Here is a 21527-nt window from a genome sequence, read left to right on the forward strand (position 1 = left end):
GGCCCCGTGGGGGAGGGGGGCGTCCGGCCATGGAAACAAAGAAGAGCAAAAACACTGCCACGAATGGGCAGGGTGGAAAAAAAGGTGCGGCAAAACGGGGTTGTTGCCCGGTAACCTGCATGGAATACGTTGCTGGAAGGCCTGAAAACAGGGGGGCTGAGACGGTATCCATCCAAAGGGGAGGGCCCCTGAAAAAAAGCGCAAAGGGGTTGCGGGGGATGGGGTGGCGCAGGGCTAAGATGGTTTGAAATCGCACCGTATTGGCTCCGTTTTTATGGGTTGTTACGTAAAAACAGAGTGTTGTCTTATTGGAACGAATACGTTCCGATGGATCGTTTTGTTTCCACTCGAATGCCGTATTTTTTGATCCTGTTGAGCAGGGCCGTGTGGGTGACGTTGAGGTGAGCGGCGGCCTTGCGGATGCTCCCGGCCTCTTTCAGGGCCCGGATGATCAGGTCGGTTTCAAACTGGGCGGTGAGCTCTCGAAGCCCCCCCCGGGGATCGGGAGTGTCGGCACCGGCTGCGGGGACGATGTTGGCTTCATGGCTGAAAAGGATGTTGGCGTGCTTGACGATGCGGCCGTCCCCTAAAATGGCGCCCCGCTCCATGACATTTTTTAATTCGCGGACGTTTCCCGGCCAGTGGTGGCCCATGAGTTTTTCCATGGCCGCTTCGGAGATGGTCTGGCGGGGGTTGTTGAGTTTTTCGGTGAGAAGGTCGAGGAAATGGGGGGCAAGGATGCCGATGTCCTCCCGGCGTTCGCGCAGGGGAGGGATGTGCACGGGAACCACGTTGATGCGGTAGTAGAGGTCCTCGCGAAAGAGGCGCTTCTGGACCATCTCCTCTAAATTTTTGTTGGTGGCGGTGATGATGCGGGTGTCCACGGGGATCTCCCGGGTGCCCCCGATGCGCCGGACCAGGCCCTCCTGCAGCACCCGCAGGATCTTGGCCTGGGGGCCGGGGGGCATCTCACCGATCTCATCCAGGAAAAGGGTGCCCCCGCTGGCCACCTCAAAAAGTCCGGGTTTGCCCTTTTTTCGTGCCCCGGTAAAGGCCCCTTCGGCGTAACCGAAGAGTTCACTCTCTAAAAGGGGCTCGGGCATGGCCGCGCAGTTGATGGCGATGAAAGGCCCGGTGCGGCCGCTTTCAAAGTGGATGGCCCCGGCAAAGAGCTCTTTGCCCGTGCCGCTTTCTCCCCGAACCGAGACCGTGGCGTCGGTGGGGGCGATGCGCCGGGCCAGCAGCACGGCGTTTTTGATGCCCTGGCTGGTTCCTAAAATGCAGTTGAAGCTGGCGGTGGTGGGGGAGGCGACCTCCCTTGCCATCTTCTGCACCTCCCTGAGTTCCTTCATGAGCACCACGGTGCCCACGGAGCGACCCCCTGCATCGTGGATGGGCTGGGCCGAGGCGTAGAACTCCACACGCCCGTCGGGGGTGACCACGGACTCCCGCCGGCTCAAGGGGCGTTTTTGGGCCATGCACTCCAGCAGGATGTTGCCGTCGGGCTTGATGTCCCGGATGTTCTTGCCGAGGAGCTGGGCCGCGTCGTGGCCCAGGATGCGGCAGGCCACGGGGTTGATGGTGGTGACGAGGCCCTTTTCGTTGGTGGCGATGATGCCTTCGGAGACGCCGTCAAAGACGGCCTGGTGGTGCTTTTCCCTGCGCTCCCGGGGGAGGGTGCGGACAAGGCGGACAGACAGGGCTCCGGGCAGCCCGTGGAAGGCGGTGACCAGTGATGCCGGAGACGGGTGGGGGCCTGTGGGACGGGTCAGTTCGATGTAGACGATGGCGGCTTCTCCGTCCTGGATGACTTCCATGGACAGGATGTTGAGCCCTTTGTCCGTAACTTCGCGCGTGAGGTCGGCCACGACGCCGATGCGGTCGGAAAATTTGAGCTCCAGTTTCAAACTCTCAGCAGAGTGAGTCATGGGCCGCCGTCTGGTTTGAGGGGTTGGGACGTCATGCGTCCTGTAAAATTCTGATTTTTTTACTATAGCACAGAAGGGCCGGGCCGCAAGCTTTTGGTGTGGTATGAAACGGGCAGACGCTCTGGATGACAGAGTTCGTCAGGGAATGTGATGGCTCCTGAGGAGCGGGGGCTCCGAGCATTTCCAAATCTGGGCTCTCATATGCCGGAGACTGTCCGGTTAAACCGAGAATGGACAAGTTGCGATAACGTATCCAGTACCTTCGATGGGAGAGAGTCTGCCCGCGTAAACCACCGGCTTTTGTATCGGGCGCAGCCCGTGCCGAAGGCCCTTGCGCTTTGCCCTGAGGAACGAAGGGTAAAGCGCAAGGGCAATCAGCTTTCAAGGTGTTTTTCGCTATAGTGGCTTCGCCACCCTCGCCGCCGGAGTTATTCCGGTTAAAGTCAAGCGAATCCCAACGTTCTTCATCGTATTTTTAGAGGAGTGAAATGGGCCTCTCCTGCAAAGACGGTTGCCAGATGTTACACATCACGCGAATGCCCCGATAACGTGGGCATAATGGCTGCCTTCATGCATTCGCCATAGGGTTTCCAGGTGCCCCCACCTGGCCGCCGGAGGCAGGCTTTGTTTCGCATTTAGCCGTGCAGGGCATTGCCGGATGCCTTCAACGCGGTTTCCAGCATGGCCTCGGCCAGGGTGGGGTGGGCGTGGATGGTTTCGGCCAGGTCCGTGACGGTGAGCCGTTTGTTGACGGCAAGGGTCCCTTCGGCAATGAGATCGGTGGCGTGGGGACCTGCGATGTGGACGCCCAGAACCCGTCCGGTGCCTGTTTCCGAGACGATGGAGGCCTGGCCCGCGATTTCCCCCAGGACCTGGGCCTTGCCGATGGCGCGGAAGAGGACGGTGTCGGTGCGCACGGAAAGCCCTTGTGTTTTGGCCTGGGCTTCGGTGAGGCCGGTGCAGGCCACCTCGGGCATGGTAAAGATGGCGTTGGGAACGGCCGTGTAGTCCATGGTGCGGTCCTCGCCCATGATGTTTTCGGCGGCCACCATCCCTTCGGCCGAGGCCACGTGGGCCAGCATGATGCGTTCGGGCCCGGTGATGTCCCCGATGGCGTAGATGGACGGGTCGCTGGTGCGCATGCCGTCGTCCACCCGGATCCAGCCGCGGTCGTCCACGGTGACCCCGGTGTGTTCCAGGCCGATGTCCGAGGAGTTGGGGCTGCGGCCCACGCAGAAGGCCACCATGGCAACCTCTTCGGTGAGGATCTCTTTCTCTTTGGCTGTGGGGTTGTCGGCAAAGGGGGAGGGGCCGATGGTGACCCGGGCGCCTTCGCCCGTGGTGTCCACGCCGGTCACCGTGCGGTTGGTGTACAGGGTGATCTTTTTCTTTTTCATCTCCCGGGTGAGGAGTTTGGAACATGCGTCGTCCACAGAGTCGATGGGCAGGACCCGGTCCATGCCTTCGATGAGGGTCACCTTGGCCCCCAGGGCGTTCAGGATAAAGGCAAACTCACAGCCGATGACGCCCCCACCCACGATGGCGATGCTTTCCGGGACCTCGGAGAGGCTCAGGATCTCGTTGCTGGAGACCACGCGTTTGCCGTCGAAGGGAAAGGCTGACAAGGCCATTGGCACGGTACCCGTGGCGATGATAAGATTATCCCAGTACAGATCGCTGGTTTCACCGTTTTCTTCGGTTACGGCGAGGCTCCCTTTTCCGGTAATTCTGGCCGAACCGCGGACCCAGGTGACCCCGGCCCGTTGGAAAAGCGCCAGAATGCCCTTCTGCTGGGTGGCGATGATCGAGCGCTTGCGCTCCATGAGGCGCGCCATGTTCACGGTGACGTCTCCCACCTGTTCAAGCCCGAAGGTTTCGCTTTCGGCCATCTTCTCCATCAGGTCGGCACTGGTTTTCATGATTTTCGAGGGGATGCACCCCCAGTTGAGACAGGTGCCGCCGGCGCCCTCTTTTTCAACGACAGTAACCTCGGCGCCTAAGGCCGCGGCTTTCAGGGCAGCCACATAGCCGCCGGGTCCGGCTCCGATAACGATGATTCGTTTTGCCATGCCTTTTCTCCTTGGTGCGGATGCCCCGCTTCCTGTCATCCCTGGGATGTCCAGGCCGCTGTGGGGAGGGGAACGGTCGGTGGGAAGCGGCTCATCCCGCGGGGCATCGGTTGAGGAAATCTGAACTTGTTGCTTTGAGTGTTATTAGGGAATACATCAAAAAAAGTCAATATCATTGCTGGAAACATGAATGTTCTAAAAAATTATTGACAGAAAGTGAAAAAATTATGTTTACTGACGAGCGAAAGAACACAACGGACAAGCGAGAGTCTATGAACATCGACGAGACCCACATCGCCATCATGAAGCTGCTTCGGGACGGACGGCGCTCTTTCAAGAAGATCGCCGAAGAACTTTCCATCACCGAAAACACGGTCCGGGCAAGGGTCAGGCGCCTTCAGGATGAGGGCGTCCTTGATGTAACCGGCCTTGTGAACCCCGAATCCCTTCGGGGGCACCGGGTGGTGATTGTGGGGATGAACATCAGCCACGTCAATCTCGTGGACAAGGGAGAAGAGATCAGTCGCCTCAAAGGAGTGGTGTCGGTGAGCGTTGTCACCGGTCGATACGATCTGATCGTTCAGGTTCTGTTTAAGGAGGGCTACGGGCTCCTCGAATTTTATACCGAAGAGCTCTCCAAGGTAAAGGATATCCAGTCCGTTGAAACCTTTGTGGTGTACAAGGGGTACAACTTAAAGGTGCCCTATCTGTTGTAAATGAATCAGAAGGTGGTGGCCCGCCATGGGGCGGACCCACCGGGCGGTCCGGGGCGTTCCGGCGGAAGGAGGGTGGTTCCCCTTCAGCCGGTGTGCCGCCTTCGAGAACTCTGGCAGGTGGTTATGATGTCTCGGGTTTTCAAGAAAAGGACAGGTTTCATCAGGTGGTTTACCGCTGTATCCTTTCACGCTTTTATCCTTTCCCTCTCTCGATTTTTCTCCTCTCTCGGCGTTTCAGCGATTGACTCAGCATGTCTCCTCGTTACTGACCCTGCATTGCATTTGTCCGGGGTGGATTCCGTGTCACGATGATGTCAACCGGAAAGGAGATGCGTATGGATTCGACGGTGAAAAAGACCCCCCTGCACGCCTGGCACTGTGACCATGGTGCCAATATGGCCGATTTTGGCGGCTACGAGATGCCTCTGTGGTACGGAGGCGGAACCCGGGAGGAGCACATGGCCGTGCTTACTTCTGCCGGGCTCTTTGATACCAGCCATATGGCCGTGATCCTCGTGGACGGCGGGGGGGCTCGGGGCCTGCTCCAGGAGTGCTTCAGCAAAGACCTCGACCGCTGCATCGGAAAGGATCCGGGGCCCCTGGTGCCGGGCAGGGCCGTGTACGGTGCGTTTTTAAACGAAAAAGGCCATGTCATCGACGATGCCCTGGTCTACAAGATGGCGTCCGATCGCTTCATGGTCTGCGTCAACGCGGGCATGGGCGGTGCCATCGCCATGGAGCTGGAGCGGTTTTCAGACGGGCGCCTGAGCCTCATCACCGATCTTACCGACAGCCTGGGCAAAATCGACATCCAGGGCCCGGGCGCCGCTAAAATCCTGGGGGCCGTCCTCAAGGACCCCGAAGCGGTCTTTGACTCCATGCCCTACTTCTCTTTTAAAGGTCACTTTGACGATCGCGCTCCCCGTGCCGGGCAGGTCAAGCTCCTCGACGGCACGCCCATTCTTCTTTCCCGTACCGGTTACACCGGTGAATTCGGATTTGAACTCTTTGTGATCCCGGAGAAAACCGAGGCCGTGTGGACGGCCCTGCTTAAAGCCGGAAAAGACGCAGGCATTCGCCCCTGTGGCCTCGCCTCCCGGGATTCGTTGCGCACCGGGGCCGTGCTCCCCCTTTCCCATCAGGATATCGGAGGGTGGGCCTTCCTCAACCACCCCTGGGATTTTGCCTTACCCTGGGACGCTGAAAAGACGGCGTTTACGAAAGGCTTCCGGGGCGATACCGCGCTGCTTTCCCCTACGGAGGTATTTTATACCGCGGCCTTTGCAGGCTTTGACCCACGGAAGGTCCCCGCCGGGGAGGAGAGCTGCGTGCTCACCGAGGACGGAGAAGCCATCGGTACCATCCTTACCTGCACCACAGATGTGGCCCTGGGACGCCACCAAGGGAACATCGTGTCCTCGGTTTCGGGCTCGTTGCCCGAAGGTGCAAAAGTCCGAGGGCTCTCCTGCGGATTCGTAAAGCTTACCCGGGCCCTGGCCCCCGGGACCACCGTGGTGCTTACCCACGGCAAACGCAAGGTGCCGGTGGAGATTGTCTCGGACATTCGCCCCGGACGCACCGCACGGCGCCCCATACGCGAGATGCTGTAACGACGGGACTCCGGATCGCCGGAGCCCTGTCTCGATCCCGGGCCCCTGGCTCGGATATATCACCCACATGAGACAACCCGTTCGCCGGACCGGCCGTGTCACCCGTCGGTCGGCCCGGGGCAGGACGCAAACCCTGCAAAGGAGACCCCATGAAAGAGATCAGTCAGCTTGTGTTGCCGGAAGATGTCAAGTACGCCACCGACCACGAATGGACCAGGACCGAGGGCGATGAGGTGGTCATCGGGATCACGGATTACGCCCAGGACCAGCTCGGCGACATTGTGTTCGTGGAGCTCCCCCAGGTCGGGGACAGCTTTGACAAGGGCGAGGAGTTCGGCACCGTGGAGTCGGTGAAGGCTGTCTCCGAGCTGTACATGCCCATTGGCGGTGAGATCGTGGCCGTCAACGAAGCCCTTGAAGACGACCCGGCCCTGGTCAACGGCGAACCTTACGGCCAGGGGTGGCTGATCCGCGTGAAACCGGCGGACCTGTCCGAGGTGGAGGCGCTGCTCGACAAAGCTGCGTACCTGGGGCTTTTCGACGCCTGAGGGGCTGGCAACACCGTGTCATCCCCATGAACGGCGCGGGCCATTCCGTGGCTCGGGCCGTGCATGGGAAGGGGGAGTGCCCCTACCCGGATTTTTTCAGCATAAGAGGAGTTTTGCGATGCGTTATTTGCCCCATACCCCGGAAGACATCCACGAGATGCTCAAGGTCATCGGTGTCGATACCGTGGACGACCTCTTCCACACCATTCCTGCCGCGTGCAGGAGTTCAAAACCCATGGACCTTCCCCCGGCCATGAGCGAGTGGGACCTGAATGCCCATATGGATTCCCTGGCCGCCACCATGGCATCCTCCAGTGAATACCGCGTGTTCATCGGGGCGGGAAGCTACAACCACCATATCCCTTCGTCCGTTCCCTACCTTCTCTCCCGCTCTGAATTTGCAACGGCCTACACCCCCTACCAGCCTGAAATCAGCCAGGGGACCCTCCAGGGAATCTACGAGTTCCAGACCCTGGTCACCCGCCTCCTGGGCATGGACGTTGCCACGGCCTCCCACTACGACGGCGCTACAGGACTCTCCGAGGCCCTGTTGATGGCCGTGAAAAAGACAAAACGCAAGAAGGTGGCCGTCTCCACCCTCTGCCATCCCTTTCACCGGGAGGTGATCCGCACCTACATGGATCCTGCCGGGGTGGAGGTGGTGGAGGTGCCCTACACAGCGGAAGGGCGCACAGACCTTGCAGCCCTTGAGGCCATGGATGACGTCGCCGCTGTTGCCGTTCAGTCCCCCAACTTCTTCGGGGTGGTGGAAGACCTGAAGAGCTTTTCCGATGTCATCCATGCCCAGAAAGGCGTGATGATCGCCTCCTTTACCGAGGCCATTGCCTGGGGCCTGATGAAAAATCCCGGCAGCCAGGGCGTGGACATCGTGGCAGGAGACGGCCAGAGCCTGGGGATTCCCAAATCCTTCGGCGGGCCCGGCCTGGGCCTTCTGGCCAGCACCAAGGCCCATATGCGCCAGCTCCCCGGACGGCTCGTGGGGACCACCACAGACCTGGACGGCAAACGGGGCTTCGTGCTCACCCTGGCGGCCCGGGAGCAGCATATCAGGCGGGAGAAAGCCACCTCCAACATCTGTTCCAACAACGGCCTCTGCGCCATGAACGCAGCCATGTACATGGCCTCCCTGGGGGGCAGCGGTTTCCGGCGCCTGGCCCAGATCAACCACAACAAGGCCGAGTACCTGAAAAAGGCCCTGGCCGGGGCAGGAATAGAGATTCCCTTTGCATCACCTACCTTCAATGAGTTTGTGGTGAAGTTCCCGGAAGGGTTTGAAGCCACCTACGAGCGCCTCCTGGCCAAGATGGTGGTGGCGGGCCTTCCCCTGGAACGTTTTTACCCGGAACTTCAAGGGCACTATCTCCTCTGCGTGACGGAGACCCTCTCGAAGACCGATCTGGACCAGCTGGTCAAGGAGGTGACGGCATGAGCGGCTACAGACAAGGCGATTCCGGCCTGATACTCAACGAGCCCCTGCTCTGGGAAAAAGGGAAGAAAGGGCGCTGCGGGTTTTCCCTGCCCGAGTGCGATGTGGACGAGGTCTCCTTTGACGGGGAGCTGGCAGGGGACGGCCCCGACTTTCCCGACCTCTCCGAGGTGGAAGTGGTGCGCCACTACACCCGCCTGTCCACCTGGAACTTCGGCGTGGATACCGGCATGTACCCCCTGGGCTCCTGCACCATGAAATACAACCCCAAGGTGAATGAGCGTCAGGCAAACCTCACCGGCTTTGCCGACGCCCACCCCCTCCTGCCGGAAGTGCGGACCCAAGGGGCTTTAAAGCTCATGTACGACCTGGAGCACTTTCTCAAGGAGCTCACCGGCATGGACGCGGTGACCCTCCAGCCCGCGGCCGGTGCCCACGGCGAGCTCACCGGCATCCTCATGATCTACGCCTACCACAAGAAGAAGGGGCAGGTTCGAACGAAAATGCTGGTCCCCGATACCGCCCACGGCACCAACCCGGCCAGCGGCGCCCTCTGCGGCTACACCCCGGTGGCGGTTCCCGTCAACGGCGAGGGGATCATGCGGGTGGAAGACGTCCGGGAACTCATGGACGAAGACACCGCAGGCATCATGGTGACCAACCCCAACACCTTGGGGCTCTTTGAAGAGAACATTCGTGAGATCTGCGAGATCGTCCATGACAAAGGCGGCCTGGTCTACGGGGACGGCGCCAACCTGAACGCCATCATGGGCTATGTGAAGATGGGCGAAATCGGCGTGGACGTCATGCACTTCAACCTCCACAAGACCTTTTCCACGCCCCACGGCGGCGGCGGTCCCGGCTCCGGCCCCGTGGCCGTCAACAAGACCCTAGAACCCTTCCTCCCCGTTCCCCGGGTGGAAAAAATCAAGGACACCTACCGCCTGGTGACGGACTACCCCGACTCCATCGGCCGCATGATGACCTTCTACGGCCACTTCGGGGTCATGGTGAGAGCCTACAGCTACATCCTCTCCATGGGGGCCGAAGGGCTCAAAGAGGCCAGCGCCCACGCCGTCCTCAACGCCAATTACATCAAGGAGCGACTCAAGGACACCTTCCACCTGGCCTTCGACAAGACCTGCATGCACGAATGCGTCTTCTCCGATGCCCGCCAGGAAGAGCACGGCGTCACCACCCTGGACATCGCCAAACGGCTCATCGACTACGGCTTCCATCCCCCCACCATCTACTTTCCCCTGGTGGTGCATGGCGCCCTCATGATCGAGCCCACGGAGACAGAAACCAAAGAGGACATCGATAACTTCATCGACACCCTGAAAGCCATCGCCAAAGAGGCCAAGGAGTCCCCCGAACTCCTTAAAAACGCCCCCACGCGAAGCAAAGTCAGGCGCCTCGACGAAACCGCTGCGGCTCGAAAGCCCTGCCTTTGCGGATAGCTTAGAGGCGTTGAACTGCAGAAAAGCATGCCTCCGGCGGCGAGGGTGGCGAAGCCACGATAGCGAAAACACCTCGAAAGCTGATTGCCGTTGCGTTTTGTCCCTCGTTCCTCGGGCCAAATCGCAACGGCCTTCGGCTCGGGCTACGCCCGACTCATAGGGTGGTGATATCCTGAATGTTTATGGCATGCGTAACGAACCCGCTTATGCCTCGCGGCTCAGTTTGGCGGTGTGATCTAATAAACGGTGAAAGGTCGATAGAAATGGAGCGCCGCACTCCTGTGCGGCTTTTTCGCCCGTCGGGACCCGTGCCGTACCGGAGTGCGGCGCTCCAGGGGATAAGGGGGCCGGGGGGGGCTTGATGCGGTTGTGGGAGGGGCGAGTGATGAATAACGCAAAAATCCTTGAGTTGCCGTTAACCGCCTATGAAGAGGTGCATGGCCTGCAAAAGCGGTTGGTGTCCATGCGCCTTTCCGGAGAGCTTGATGACGATGTGGTGATCCTGGTGGAGCACCCGCCGGTGTATACCCTTGGAAAGCGGGGCGGGCGCGAGAACATCGTAGTCTCCGAAGCGTTTTTGAACGAGCAGGGAATCTCCGTGGTCCAGACCGAGCGGGGGGGCAACATCACCTGGCACGGTCCGGGGCAGCTCGTGGCCTATCCCATCGTGAACCTGGACGAGGCGCACATGGGCGTGGCCGATTTTGTGGGGTCCCTGGAGCAGGTAATGATCGAGACCCTGGATGCCTTGGGCGTCTCTGCCCGGTCCGATGCGGTGAACCGTGGGGTCTGGGTGGGAGACGCCAAGATCGGGAGCGTGGGGATCCGGGTGAATCACGGGGTCTCCTTCCACGGTCTGGCCCTCAACGTGGCCCCGGACCTTACCTTCTTTTCCTGGATCAACCCTTGCGGGCTTTCCGTTGCCATGACCACGGCCGAACAGGAGCTGGGCTGCAAGGTGAGCATGACTGCTGCACGGAGTGAGATGAAGCGGGCTTTTGGGGCGCTTTTTTCCGGCGGGGTGGTGGAAATGACTCTGAATGAGTTGAATGGCTACTCGTCGGCTTTATGTTGGTCTTGGACTTGAGAGGGAAGCTAGTGAGTCAGTCCGCACAACCCGTCAGCTTTTATGTCGGGCGAAGCCCGAGCCGAAGGCCCTTGCGCTTTGGCCCGAGGAACGAGGGACAAAGCGCAAGGGCAATCCGCTTTCGAGGTGTTTTCGTTACTGTGGCTTCGCCACCCTCGCCGCCGGAGGCTGGTTTTTTATCGATGAAGGGAGATGGGTATGGACAGGGATGTGTGTCGGGATAGTGTAAAGGCGTATCAGCGTAAGAGAAAGCCGGTGTGGCTCCGGCGCAGCCTGCCCACCTCGCCGGAGTACGAGAAGGTGAGGCGGCTCATTGGAGATTCGTCGCTTCATACGGTGTGCCAGGAGGCCAAGTGCCCAAATCAGTGGGAGTGTTTTTCCAGCCGTACGGCCACCTTCATGATCCTTGGGGAGGTGTGTACCCGGGGGTGCCGGTTTTGTGCGGTAGCAGGGGGCAAGCCTTTGCCGCCTGACCCGGAGGAGCCCGGGCGCGTTGCCGAGGCGGCCAAAGAGCTCAACCTCTCCTATGTGGTGGTGACTTCCGTGACCCGCGACGATCTGGAGGATGGCGGTTCCTCGGCCTTTGCGGGAACCATCCGTGCCCTGCGGGAGGCCATTGACGGGGTGTATGTGGAGGTGCTGATTCCCGATTTCCAAGGGAATGAAGAAGACCTGCAGTGCGTCATCGACGCAAAACCGGACGTGCTTAACCACAACATCGAGACCGTGCCCCGGCTTTACGATACGGTTCGGCCCCAGGCCATCTACCAGCGGTCCCTGGATGTGTTTCGGTATGCCGCCAAAGCGGCACCCTCCATGCCGCTGAAGTCGGGCATCATGCTGGGCCTGGGGGAGACCGACGCCGAGGTGGAGGCCACCTTGTCCGACCTTCTGGCCGCCGGGTGCTCCATCCTCACCATCGGTCAGTACCTGCAGCCTTCAAAGGCTCATCTTCCCGTGGAAACCTACGTCACCCCGGAAGCCTTTGACGCATGGAAAACAAAAGCCCTTGCCATGGGCTTTGCCGATGTGGCCAGCGGGCCCTTTGTGCGCAGCTCATACAAGGCAAAGGAGTTGTTCCAAAGCAACGGGTGATCGCAAATGCTCCGGGGCTCCGCCCCTTCACATTTGCTGACGGGCTTTGCCCGTGTTGAGCATCGAGGCCAAGGGGCAATACGTTGGATCAATGGCTCTTTCGTTCCCAGGCTCCGCCTGGGAATGCTATACGGAGGCTCTGCCTCCACGCTTGAGATCGCCTCCCTGTACATACTGCCAGTACGTCGCTATGCATCACTCCGGCAAGGCGGAGCCTTGCAACCGACACTCCCAGGCAGAGCCTGGGAGCGAGAATAAAAAGCATGCCTCCGGCGGCGAGGTGAGCCACCTCGAAAGCGGATTGCCATTTCGCTTCGCCCTTCGTCCCTCAGGGCAAATCGCAATGGCGTTCGCCGCGGGCTGCGCCCGCCACCAAAGCTGGGGGCGCTACAGGCATTGTCACAAGGACTGTGAAGGTGTGGATTCGTTTATTAAACCTGTTTATCCAACTTTTTAAAAGTTGGGCCCCCGGCAGGGCCGCCGGAGGCAAGCATCCCCCTGTCGCACAAGCGGCAGGGGGATTTTGGTTTGGGGGCGGATCAGGCTGTTTTGGGATAGCTTTCGGTGCTGAAGGGGGCGACCCAGGACTGGAATCGTTTGATGAGGGTTTCGCCTCGGCTTAAAGGGAATCCGTCCTCCGTGGGCTCCGGGCGGACGGTTACGCCGTCCACGCAGCCGTTTTCCACCAGCCAGTGGGTGGTGGGGGATGGGTCGCAGAGGTCGAGGAGTTCCTCGCCGGTGAGGGCTTCCATCATGGCGATGACGCCGTAGACGCCCCAGTTGGAGACCGAGGAGACCACCAGCTCGTGGCAGGGGGTCACCGAGGGAATGATGGGAAGGGACGAAAGGGAGGTAAGGACGTTGCCCATGCCGATCTCGTTGCCGCCGTCGCCAAAGGCCACGGAGAAGAGGTCGTCTCTGTTAAAGAGGCCGTCCACCTTGGCTGCATGGGCGGTGATGTCCGAGCCGCGCATGTTGTGGTAGCTGCCCTGCGCGGACGCACCGGGGCGCTCCACGGAGACGACGGCTCCGGGGCGGTGGGTGTCCATGAGCTTTGCGATATGGGGTGCGGTCTCTTCCGGGGTGGCAATGGGCAGTTCGGTGATCTGGAAGCGTTTTCCGAGGAGGGTGGACAGGGGCGGCGCCCCGACAAAGACGGGGCATCCGTTTAAATACTCAAGCACGCGGTAGAGGGCAATGGCCCCTACGGGCCCGTCGGTCTCAAAGGTACCGGAGACGGGAAATCCGGTGGTGATGAGCACCGGGCCGGGGCTGTCCAGGATGCCCTGGGCGGCCCGGAGCAGATAGCCCGGGTCAAGGGCTTGGGCTGCCTGCTCAATGCCCCGCGCCCCTCCTTTGAGGAGCTCTTCTTCCATGCGTGTCGACAGGTTGTCCAGAGGTGTCATTCCAGCTCCGGGTTTGGGTTGTTCATGTCGCCTGTGGTCACTTTTTGAAAAAAGCGTGCCGCTTTATTCCTTTGATCCAGCGCTAAAAACAAACCCACGAAGTCTCATATATCAACATCGTTTTCAATATTTATTTTGACCTGTTTGTCAAACTTTTCAAAAGTTTGGCCCCCGGCAGGGCCGCCGGAGGCATTTTTTGCTACAGCAAGGCGTCGGCAAACTCTTCGGCGTCAAAGGGGCGCAGGTCGTCGGCCTGTTCCCCGATGCCGATGTACTTCAGGGGCACGCCCAGGGTACTGGTGATGCCGATGACGATGCCGCCTTTGGCGGTGCCGTCGAGTTTGGTGAGGGCCACGCCGTCGATGCCCACGGCTTCGTGGAAGAGCTGGGCCTGGGTGAGGGCGTTCTGGCCGGTGGTGGCGTCCACCACCATGAGGGTCTCGTGGGGGCCGTCCTCAATGGTTTTGGAGACGCTGCGCCGGATTTTCTTGAGCTCTTCCATGAGGTTCTTTTTGGTGTGGAGGCGCCCTGCGGTATCGATGATGACGATGTCGGCGTTTCGTGACACGGCGGCCTGGACCCCGTCAAAGGCCACGGCAGCCGGGTCGGAGTTGTCCTTGTGGCGAACGATGTCCGCGCCGGAGCGGTCGGCCCAGACGGTGAGCTGCTCCGAGGCGGCGGCACGGAAGGTGTCCCCTGCCACGATGATCACTTTTTTGCCTTCGCGGACAAAGCGGGTGGCCAGCTTGCCGATGGTGGTGGTTTTGCCCACGCCGTTGACCCCCACGACCATCATGACGTGGGGTTTTTTCATGGTCTCTTCAGGGGGCACATCAAAGGAGATGCGTTCCAGGAGCAGGGCCTTGAGGGCTGCTTTCAGCTCGGCGGAGTTGGAGATCTCCGAGGCTTTTTCCGAGAGGGTCTCAATGATCTCCATGGTGGTGCGAACCCCCACGTCGGAGGTGATGAGGAGCTCTTCCAACTCTTCGAGGAGATCGTCGTCCAGGACGCGTCCTCCCTTAAACAGGGCGTCCACGCCGCTTGAAAGGGCGTTGCGGGTTTTGGACAGGCCGCTCTTGAGGCTCTTCATCACCCCGGTTCCCTCGGGGGCAGGCTCGGGAGCTGTCGCGGGCGCGGGTTTGGGGGCCGAGGCTTTGGGCGCTGCCTGGGGTTCCGGTTTTGCCGTGGCTGCTGGTTCGGCAGGGGAAGGGGTGGCTTCCGCAGGCATGGCGGGCTGTTTTTTCGGGGCCTTGAGGGCCGCTCTTACCACCAGGAGGAAGAGGATGAGAATCACCGCGCTTGCGGGGAGCATCCACCAGAGGGCCTCTTTATAGGGGGCAAGGGCGGGAATGGCCGCGGCAACTGTTTCGGCAAGGCGTTCAAGGGCTGATTTTACCGGGGCAAAATAAGGAGACACTGTCTCCGTAAGAACCGTCATATCCATATCCATCGTCCTGTGTTCTGATTCGGGGCGTAAAAAAAGGGGCTTGGAAACACATGGCAGCACACGGGCGCATCCCTCGGGGCGCCGGGGATGCCGACGGCCATGGGGGCGGATCGGCTGATTTCCAGGACCCTGTCATAAATCACGGTAATGTATCAGGGGACGCGGCTCTTGTAAACATCCCGGACTAAACCGACGCCGTGTCCAGCTCTTCGAATTCCGTGGGGAGTTCTTTGCCGCAGAGGTTGACGGAGACCACCTTGGAGACCCCTTTTTTCTCCATGGTGACGCCGATGAGGATGTCGGCGTGTTCCATGGTGATCTTGTTGTGGGTGATCACCAGGATCTGGGATTTTTCGGCGATCATGGTCACCAGGTTGTTGAACCGCTGGACGTTGGCGTCGTCCAGGGGGGCGTCGATTTCGTCCATGACGCAGAAGGAGGAGGGCTTCAGGAGAAAAATGGAGAAGACAAAGGCGATGGCGGACAGGGCTTTTTCTCCGCCGGAGAGCAGGGAGAGGCGCGCCTGTTTTTTGCCCGGGGGCTGGATCATGAGCTCCACGCCGGTCTCCATGGGTTTGGTGGGCTCGGTGAGGACCAGCCGGGCGGAGCCCCCTTCAAAAAGGCGGGGGAAGATCTCGTCGAGCTTTTCGTTGATGCGGTGGAAGGTGTCGATGAACCGCTCCTGGGTGATGCGGTTGATCTTGCGGATGATGGCTTCCAGGTCGTCCAGGGAGGCGTTGAGGTCCGTCTGCTGTTCCGTAAGGAATCCGTGTCGTTCGTTGACCTCGTCGTACTGGGCCACGGCAGCGGGGTTAACGTCTCCGAGGCGGGCAATTTTTCGTTTGAGTCCGGCCAGTTTGTCTGCGAGGTCTTTTTTGTCGGAGGTGCCGTCGAGGACGTCCTGGATGGCCTCTTCAAAGGCGGGGATGAGCTGGTCGATGGGGGCACGGTACTGTTCGGCGACCCGCGTTTTCAGTTCATCTCCCCGGGTAAGGACCCCGGCCAGCTCCACCTCTTCCTTGCGGAGGGCTTCGGCCAGCTCGTCGTGGAGCCCGGCCAGTTCCCGGGTCTCATTCTCTTTTTCGGCCATGTCCGCTTCAATGCGGGCCAGGCGGTGGCGGGTGACGGCAAGGGCTTCCTCTTCAGCGGTGACATTTTTGAAGGCCTTTTCAAGGCCCGCTTCCAGTTTGGCGGCCCGTTCCAGGGCAGCGGCGGACTCCCTGGTCTTTTTTTCGATTCCCTGGGTGAGGCGGAGGGATCGCTCTTCGCCCTCCTTGAGGAAGTCGGTGAGGCGCTTTAAGGTGGCCCGATGGTTTTCGTGTTTGGCCTCTTCCCGGGCCAGGGAGAGTTTCAGCTCCACGATGGCCAGTTCTGCCTGGGCAAGGTGTTCCCGGGCCTTGGCGAGGTCTTCCTTTGCCGCCTCCTCTCCCTTGGTAAGGGCAGCCAGCTCTCCCTGGACGGCATCGAGTTTTTGGCGGGCCTCGTCCATCTCCTCTTCCAATTCCCCCAAGTCGCCTGAGAGCTGTTCGGTCTCCAGGTCCATGAGGGTGAGGTGCTTTTTGCCCTGTTTGATCTGTTCATCGGCCAGGAGGCACTCCCGCTCTTTTTCAGAGCGCATGCGAAGCAGCCCGCCCATTTCGGATTCCGCCTGCTTCAGGGCCTCTTTTTGCGCATCAAGCTGTGTCTGGAGTCCGCTTCGGAGGTTGCGGGCCGTGTTTAGCTCCTCCCCCACGGCAGAGAGTTTTTCCCGGGCCTCGGCCATGTCCGAGCGCCGCTTGAGGAGGGATGCCGAGGTGCCGGGGGTGCCGGCGATGACCGCCCCGGTAAAGTCCACGAGGCTGCCGTCCGTTGTGGCCACGGCCACCCAGTGGTCGCAGGCGGCCCGGGCTGAGGCGGCAGCAGCCAGGTCGTCGGCCACGAAGAGCCGGGAGAGAAGGGCGGGCAGGGGCGCTGAAAGGGGGCCGTCTGCGACCATGAGTTCCGTCAGGGGCCGGCAGCCCGGCAGGGCGGGGCCGTCATAGGCGGACATGGCGTCATGGCCCGGGGGAAGAAAGCCGCAACGGCTGCCGCCGTTTTCTTCCATGGCGTGGGCGCCGTGGAGGGCGGTGTCCCGGGAATCCACGAGAATATAGGTGAGGAGGCTTCCCAGGGCGGCCTCGGCTGCGGCTTCGTACCCTTTTTCCACCTGGAGGAGATTTGCCACCACGCCTTGGGAACTTGATCCCAGGGCTTCCAGGCGATCCATGCCCTCTTTGACGCCGTCCCCGTATCCGTCGAAGTTTTTAACCATGGCTTCCATGGTGTCGAGGTAGGAGCGGACGCGGCTCTCTTCAATCTCTTTGGCCTTGATGGTCTCGTTGGCCTGGTCTGCCTCTTTTTTCAGGAGGTTGATGCCGTCCCGGAGGTCGTCCATGTGTTCCCGCAGCTCTGCGGTCTGGCCTTTGAATTCGGCCATTTCAGCTTCAAGGGTTCGGCCTTTTTCCGTGGCCGTGGCCAGGGCGGCCCGTGCCGAGGCCATGTCTTCGTCTCGCCGTTTGAGCTTTCGGTCGGCGTTTTCGTGGAGTTTCTGCGCGGAGGTGAAGGCGTGGCGCACCGAGGCTTCACGGGCCACCAGGGCCATGTGGCGAGATGAGGCCTTGTGGCTCTCCTGCTCAAGGTCGGAGAGGCGGGAGCGTGCCGTGCTTTTCCGGTGCTCGGCTTCCTCCATCTCCTTGTCCAGGCCGGTGACCACCTGATCGAGGTCTCCGTGGGCAAGGCGCAGGGACCGGATCTCTTCGGTGAGTTCGCGGGTTTTCCGCCCGGACTCGGCCAGGAGGCGGGTGTCCTCTTCCACTTCGGTTTTGAGGGCGGCGGCCTTGTCTTTCTGATGGCCGATTTCGGTTTCGTCCCGGTCGGCAAGGCGCTTTAACTCATAGATCTTTCGGTTTGTGGCCTCAATGGTGTCGGTGGTCTCCTGGGCGTGGAGTTTCAGGCGGGACATGGCGTTTGCCAGGGCATCCCGTTTGGTCACCGCGGCCTTGGTGCGCTCTTTGGTTCGCTCCGTGGAGGAGACCAGCTCCTTGGCCCGCTGGCCCAGCTGGAGGTACTCCACCCCGGCAAGGGTAAGGTCCAGGTCCCGGATGCTTTGCTGGAGTTCTTTGAAGAGCAGGGCTTTTTTGGCCTGCCGTTTGAGGGAGGCGAGCTGGTTTGTAAGCTCTGCGAGGATATCGCCCACGCGCTCCAGATTTTCACGGGTGGACTTGATCTTGGATTCGGTGTCCCTTTTGCGCGCCTTGTATTTGGTGACGTCCGCCGCCTCTTCGATGAAGACCCGGCGCTCCTCGGGGCTGGCGTCGGTGAGGGCGCCGATGTTGCCCTGCTGGATCACGGCAAAGGCGTTTTTACCGGTGCCGGTGCCCAGAAAGAGGGTCTGGATGTCTTTGAGCCGGGCGGGTTGCCGGTTGATGAGGTAGTTGCTCTCCCCGGTGCGAAAGATGCGCCGGGTGACGGTGATCTCGCTGTATTCGTTGAAGGGGCCCACCACGCTGCCGTCTTCGTTGTCGATGGTGAGGGAGACCTCGGCCATGTTCATGGGGGCGTTTCCGGCAGATCCGGCAAAGATGATGTCTTCGGAGGTTTTCCCCCGGAGCTTTCGGACGTTCTGTTCGCCCATGACCCACCTCAGGGCATCCACCACGTTGCTCTTACCGCACCCGTTGGGTCCTACCACCCCGGTGGTTCCGGGAGGGAACACAATGCGTGTTTTTCCCATGAACGATTTGAACCCGGTGATCTCGAGTTTTTTGAGTTTCATTGGTGGTGATGTTTCCGTGGGGTTGGTGAAATGAGCGGCTCGGCTCAAGGGGCCGGGCGAGCCGAAGGGTTGCTGCCGTTACGTCAGCTATCACATACCATTCCCCTGTGGGGATGTAAAGCTGGCGGAACCGCCTGAATCTCTTCGATGATTTATTTTAAAGCGCCTGGCCTCGGCCCCGGTGACAGGCCAATTTGATGGATTGCTTCTTGCATCCTGTTTTAACTGTCTGCTATAGCAATACTTAATAAAGCAGGCCGGAATGTATTGTGCCTGCCATAAGACTGGCCCCCACACGGCTCGATCGTGTGCGGGTTTTTACTTTATGATGTCCACAGGGGCGATGATGCATCGTCCCTTTATACGGATCGGCCTGTACCCGCCGAATCGAGCGATTATACGGAGACACTTATGTCTGAAAAACCTGTGATGAGCCTGGATGACCTCCTTATAAACGACTGCGCAAGACAGATCATTGACGGAGACAGCCTGGATGTCATGGAACGACGAGCCTACACCCCGCCCCGGTGCGAGGTGTTTGAAAACGGGCCCACCGCCCTGGAACCCCAGAACCAGTACCGGTTTGACATCAACAAGGCGGCGAGTGAGCAGTTGCCGCACCTGATTGACAACCGCGTGGAGAAGGTGGTGCCGGCATCCGGTGGCGAGGTTGAAGGGTACGCCCGTCCCAGGACCATCGGTATTGTCTTTTCCGGTGGGCCGGCCCCCGGGGGCCACAACGTCATTGCCGGGCTGTACGACGCCGCCAAAAAAGCGAACCCCGAAAACCGGGTTTACGGCTTCATCCTCGGACAGGACGGGATCATTGAGGGCAATGTCTGCGAGCTTACCGACGAGAGGGTGAACAAGTATCGGAACCTGGGCGGCTTCTGCATGATCAAGACCGGCCGTACCAAGATCGACACCCGCACCAAGATGCGCCTGTCCATCGCCACCTGCAAGAAGCTGGGCCTTGATGCCCTGGTGGTGGTGGGGGGCGACGACTCCAACACCAATGCTGCCTTCATGGCCGAGGCCATGATCGATGAAGGCATCCAGGTGATCGGGGTGCCCAAGACCATTGACGGTGACATCCAGGTTAAAGATGCCGACGGCAAGAGCCTGTGCGCCATCTCCTTCGGCTTCCACAGCGCGGCCCGCTCCTTTGCCCGGAACATCGGTGATCTCTGCACCGACGGCAGCTCCGATGTCAAGTACTGGCACTTCTGCAAGGTCATGGGCCGTGTGGCCAGTCATCTTGCTCTGGAGGTGGCCCTTCAGACCCACGCCAACCTGACCCTCATCGGTGAGGACCTGGCCGAGTACGTGGATCACGACCGTGTTGAAAAAGCACGCGCCGAAGGCACCGTGGATTACACCGCCTACGGCATGACCCTTCGCCATCTTTCCCGCGTGGTGTGCGACGCCATTGTCCGCCGCGCTGCCGTGGGGAAAAACTACGGGGTGGTGGTGATCCCCGAAGGGGTCCTGGAGTTCATCAACGAGGTCCAGGTCTTTATCATCAAGCTCAACACCATCATCTCCGAATACAACGACGTCCACGACACCGACTTCCATTCGGATTTCATCAGCCTGGACGCCAAGCTTGAATACCTGAGGCGTCTGGTGAGGGGGATCCGCAAGACCGGCCCCGCGACTATCTGGAACGCCCGGGACGACGAGCTTTTCAGCGATATCCCCGAGTTTTTCAAGGCCGGTCTCCTCATGGAGCGGGACAGCCACGGCAACTTCCAGTTCTCCCAGGTGGAGACCGACCGGGTGATCCTGGAGCTTGTCAAGGACTACCTGGGCATCCTCAAGGAGAAGGGGCGCTACAAGGTGGGCATTGAAGACTCCTATTTCAGCAATACGCTTGCCCGTGCCGGCCTCAGCGATGAATCCTACGGGCCCGTGCTGTTCCGAAACTACGGGGTGGGGCATTTCCTCCTCGTTAAGGAGGAGCTGATCTCCCTGAAGACCCTGAAGCAGGCCCTGGTGAGGGCGGAACTTCTGGAGGAAGAAGATCCGGTACCCGCAGCCATCGTGAAGATCTACGAAAAATCCGTTCCCAAGCTCAAGGTCCAGACCCATTTTTACGGCTACGACGGCCGGGGCTCGGATCCCACCAAGTTCGACTGCACCTATACCTATAACCTGGGCATGACCGCCTTCAGCCTCATTGCCGGGGGCAGCACCGGGCAGATGGTGGGCATCCGGAACCTGGAGAAGCCCTTTGAGGAGTGGGAGCCCATCGGGATCCCCGTTGCTCCCCTCATGCACCTGGAGGAGCGTGGCGGAAAAATGAAGCTGGTACTGGAAAAGAGCGTGGTGGAGCTGGACTCCAATGCCTTTCGCCTGGTCAAGGCCATGCGGGAGAAATGGATGGCCGCCAGCACCGGTCCGGATCCGTACCGAAAGCCCGGGGCCATTCGGTTCAGGGGGGAGCTGGAAGAAGACAAGCCCATGACCCTCAGCCTGAACTCCCTGTAGCCCGGGGCGTTGCCATAGAAGAACGATGCCTTCGGCGGCCCTGCGGGGTGTCGGTGGCATGGCCTGTATGAATGATAAGAAAGCCCCTGGAGCCGGTTTGGTTTCAGGGGCTTTTTTTGTATGGCGGAGAATTGCTTTCTCCAACGCTTTGGGAAGATAAAGGACGATGTCGGTTTTCCTTGGGTTTTGTTCCTGGAATTCCTGACTGAGTCAAGGGAATTGTTACCGGGGGATCGTCGCTTTCCACGGGGGAGAGCACGGAGGCGCGGCCCTGGTTTTGCAAAGGGGGTGTTGGTTTCGGAAAATGGAGCGGCAGGATGTTTAACAATACGAAAGCAGCCCGGGTCCGAGCTTTATTCTTGACATTTTTCCGGGGGCTTTATAGATTCCGTCTTACTAAAATCGATAAATATATATAAAAACAGTAGACG

13 protein-coding genes are annotated in these 21527 nt (G+C 60.3%); 8 read left to right on the top strand and 5 right to left on the bottom strand.

What is annotated here, in order from left to right:
• Positions 1–305: 305 nt before the first annotated feature.
• Together MSL71_RS26735 and lpdA are read right to left on the bottom strand one after the other, a co-directional pair.
• A complete protein-coding gene (locus MSL71_RS26735; protein ID WP_180143353.1) occupies positions 306–1928 on the bottom strand; it encodes a sigma 54-interacting transcriptional regulator in 1623 nt (540 codons plus the stop codon).
• A gap of 635 nt (positions 1929–2563) precedes the next feature.
• Entirely contained in the window at positions 2564–3997 is a 1434-nt protein-coding gene (lpdA, locus tag MSL71_RS18785; RefSeq protein ID WP_180143355.1) for a dihydrolipoyl dehydrogenase, read from the bottom strand.
• Positions 3998–4224: 227 nt separating this feature from the next.
• On the opposite strand from lpdA, the gene MSL71_RS18790 reads away from it, so the two are divergent.
• The 7 genes from MSL71_RS18790 to lipA all read left to right on the top strand — a co-directional run bounded on the left by MSL71_RS18790 (position 4225) and on the right by lipA (position 11960).
• Positions 4225–4713: an Lrp/AsnC family transcriptional regulator gene (locus MSL71_RS18790; protein ID WP_246317827.1), complete on the top strand. Its 489-nt coding sequence runs from the start codon at positions 4225–4227 to the stop codon at positions 4711–4713.
• Positions 4714–5048: 335 nt separating this feature from the next.
• A complete protein-coding gene (locus MSL71_RS18795) occupies positions 5049–6323 on the top strand; it encodes an aminomethyl transferase family protein (RefSeq protein ID WP_180143357.1) in 1275 nt (424 codons plus the stop codon).
• 149 nt (positions 6324–6472) lie between these two features.
• Positions 6473–6871 carry a glycine cleavage system protein GcvH gene (gene gcvH, locus MSL71_RS18800; RefSeq protein ID WP_180143359.1) on the top strand — a complete coding sequence of 133 codons (399 nt, stop codon included), beginning with the start codon at positions 6473–6475 and terminating at the stop codon, positions 6869–6871.
• A 118-nt stretch (positions 6872–6989) separates the two neighbouring features.
• A complete protein-coding gene (gcvPA, locus tag MSL71_RS18805; protein WP_180143361.1) occupies positions 6990–8321 on the top strand; it encodes an aminomethyl-transferring glycine dehydrogenase subunit GcvPA in 1332 nt (443 codons plus the stop codon).
• Positions 8318–9778, top strand: coding sequence for an aminomethyl-transferring glycine dehydrogenase subunit GcvPB (gcvPB, locus tag MSL71_RS18810; RefSeq protein ID WP_180143363.1), 1461 nt, complete (start codon positions 8318–8320; stop codon positions 9776–9778). The genes gcvPA and gcvPB overlap by 4 nt, the downstream gene beginning before the upstream one ends.
• A 385-nt stretch (positions 9779–10163) precedes the next feature.
• On the top strand, positions 10164–10865 hold the full coding sequence (gene lipB, locus MSL71_RS18815) for a lipoyl(octanoyl) transferase LipB (protein ID WP_246317828.1): 702 nt from the start codon (positions 10164–10166) through the stop codon (positions 10863–10865).
• Positions 10866–11063: 198 nt separating this feature from the next.
• Positions 11064–11960, top strand: coding sequence for a lipoyl synthase (gene lipA / locus MSL71_RS18820; RefSeq protein ID WP_180143367.1), 897 nt, complete (start codon positions 11064–11066; stop codon positions 11958–11960).
• Positions 11961–12499: 539 nt separating this feature from the next.
• Here the strand turns inward: lipA and MSL71_RS18825 are convergent.
• The 3 genes from MSL71_RS18825 to smc form a co-directional block, all read right to left on the bottom strand.
• Positions 12500–13366 carry a glutamate cyclase domain-containing protein gene (locus MSL71_RS18825; RefSeq protein WP_180143369.1) on the bottom strand — a complete coding sequence of 289 codons (867 nt, stop codon included), beginning with the start codon at positions 13364–13366 and terminating at the stop codon, positions 12500–12502.
• A 199-nt stretch (positions 13367–13565) separates the two neighbouring features.
• Positions 13566–14810 (bottom strand): signal recognition particle-docking protein FtsY, encoded by a 1245-nt coding sequence (ftsY, locus tag MSL71_RS18830; RefSeq protein WP_246317829.1) that lies wholly within the window; start codon positions 14808–14810, stop codon positions 13566–13568.
• A gap of 187 nt (positions 14811–14997) precedes the next feature.
• Positions 14998–18606, bottom strand: coding sequence for a chromosome segregation protein SMC (smc, locus tag MSL71_RS18835; protein WP_180143371.1), 3609 nt, complete (start codon positions 18604–18606; stop codon positions 14998–15000).
• Positions 18607–19017: 411 nt separating this feature from the next.
• Here smc and MSL71_RS18840 point away from each other — a divergent pair, with 411 nt between their 5' ends.
• Positions 19018–21096: a 6-phosphofructokinase gene (locus tag MSL71_RS18840; RefSeq protein ID WP_180143373.1), complete on the top strand. Its 2079-nt coding sequence runs from the start codon at positions 19018–19020 to the stop codon at positions 21094–21096.
• The last annotated feature ends 431 nt before the right edge of the window (positions 21097–21527 follow it).

The organism is Desulfoluna butyratoxydans, assembly GCF_900699765.1.
Classification (GTDB): domain Bacteria; phylum Desulfobacterota; class Desulfobacteria; order Desulfobacterales; family Desulfolunaceae; genus Desulfoluna; species Desulfoluna butyratoxydans.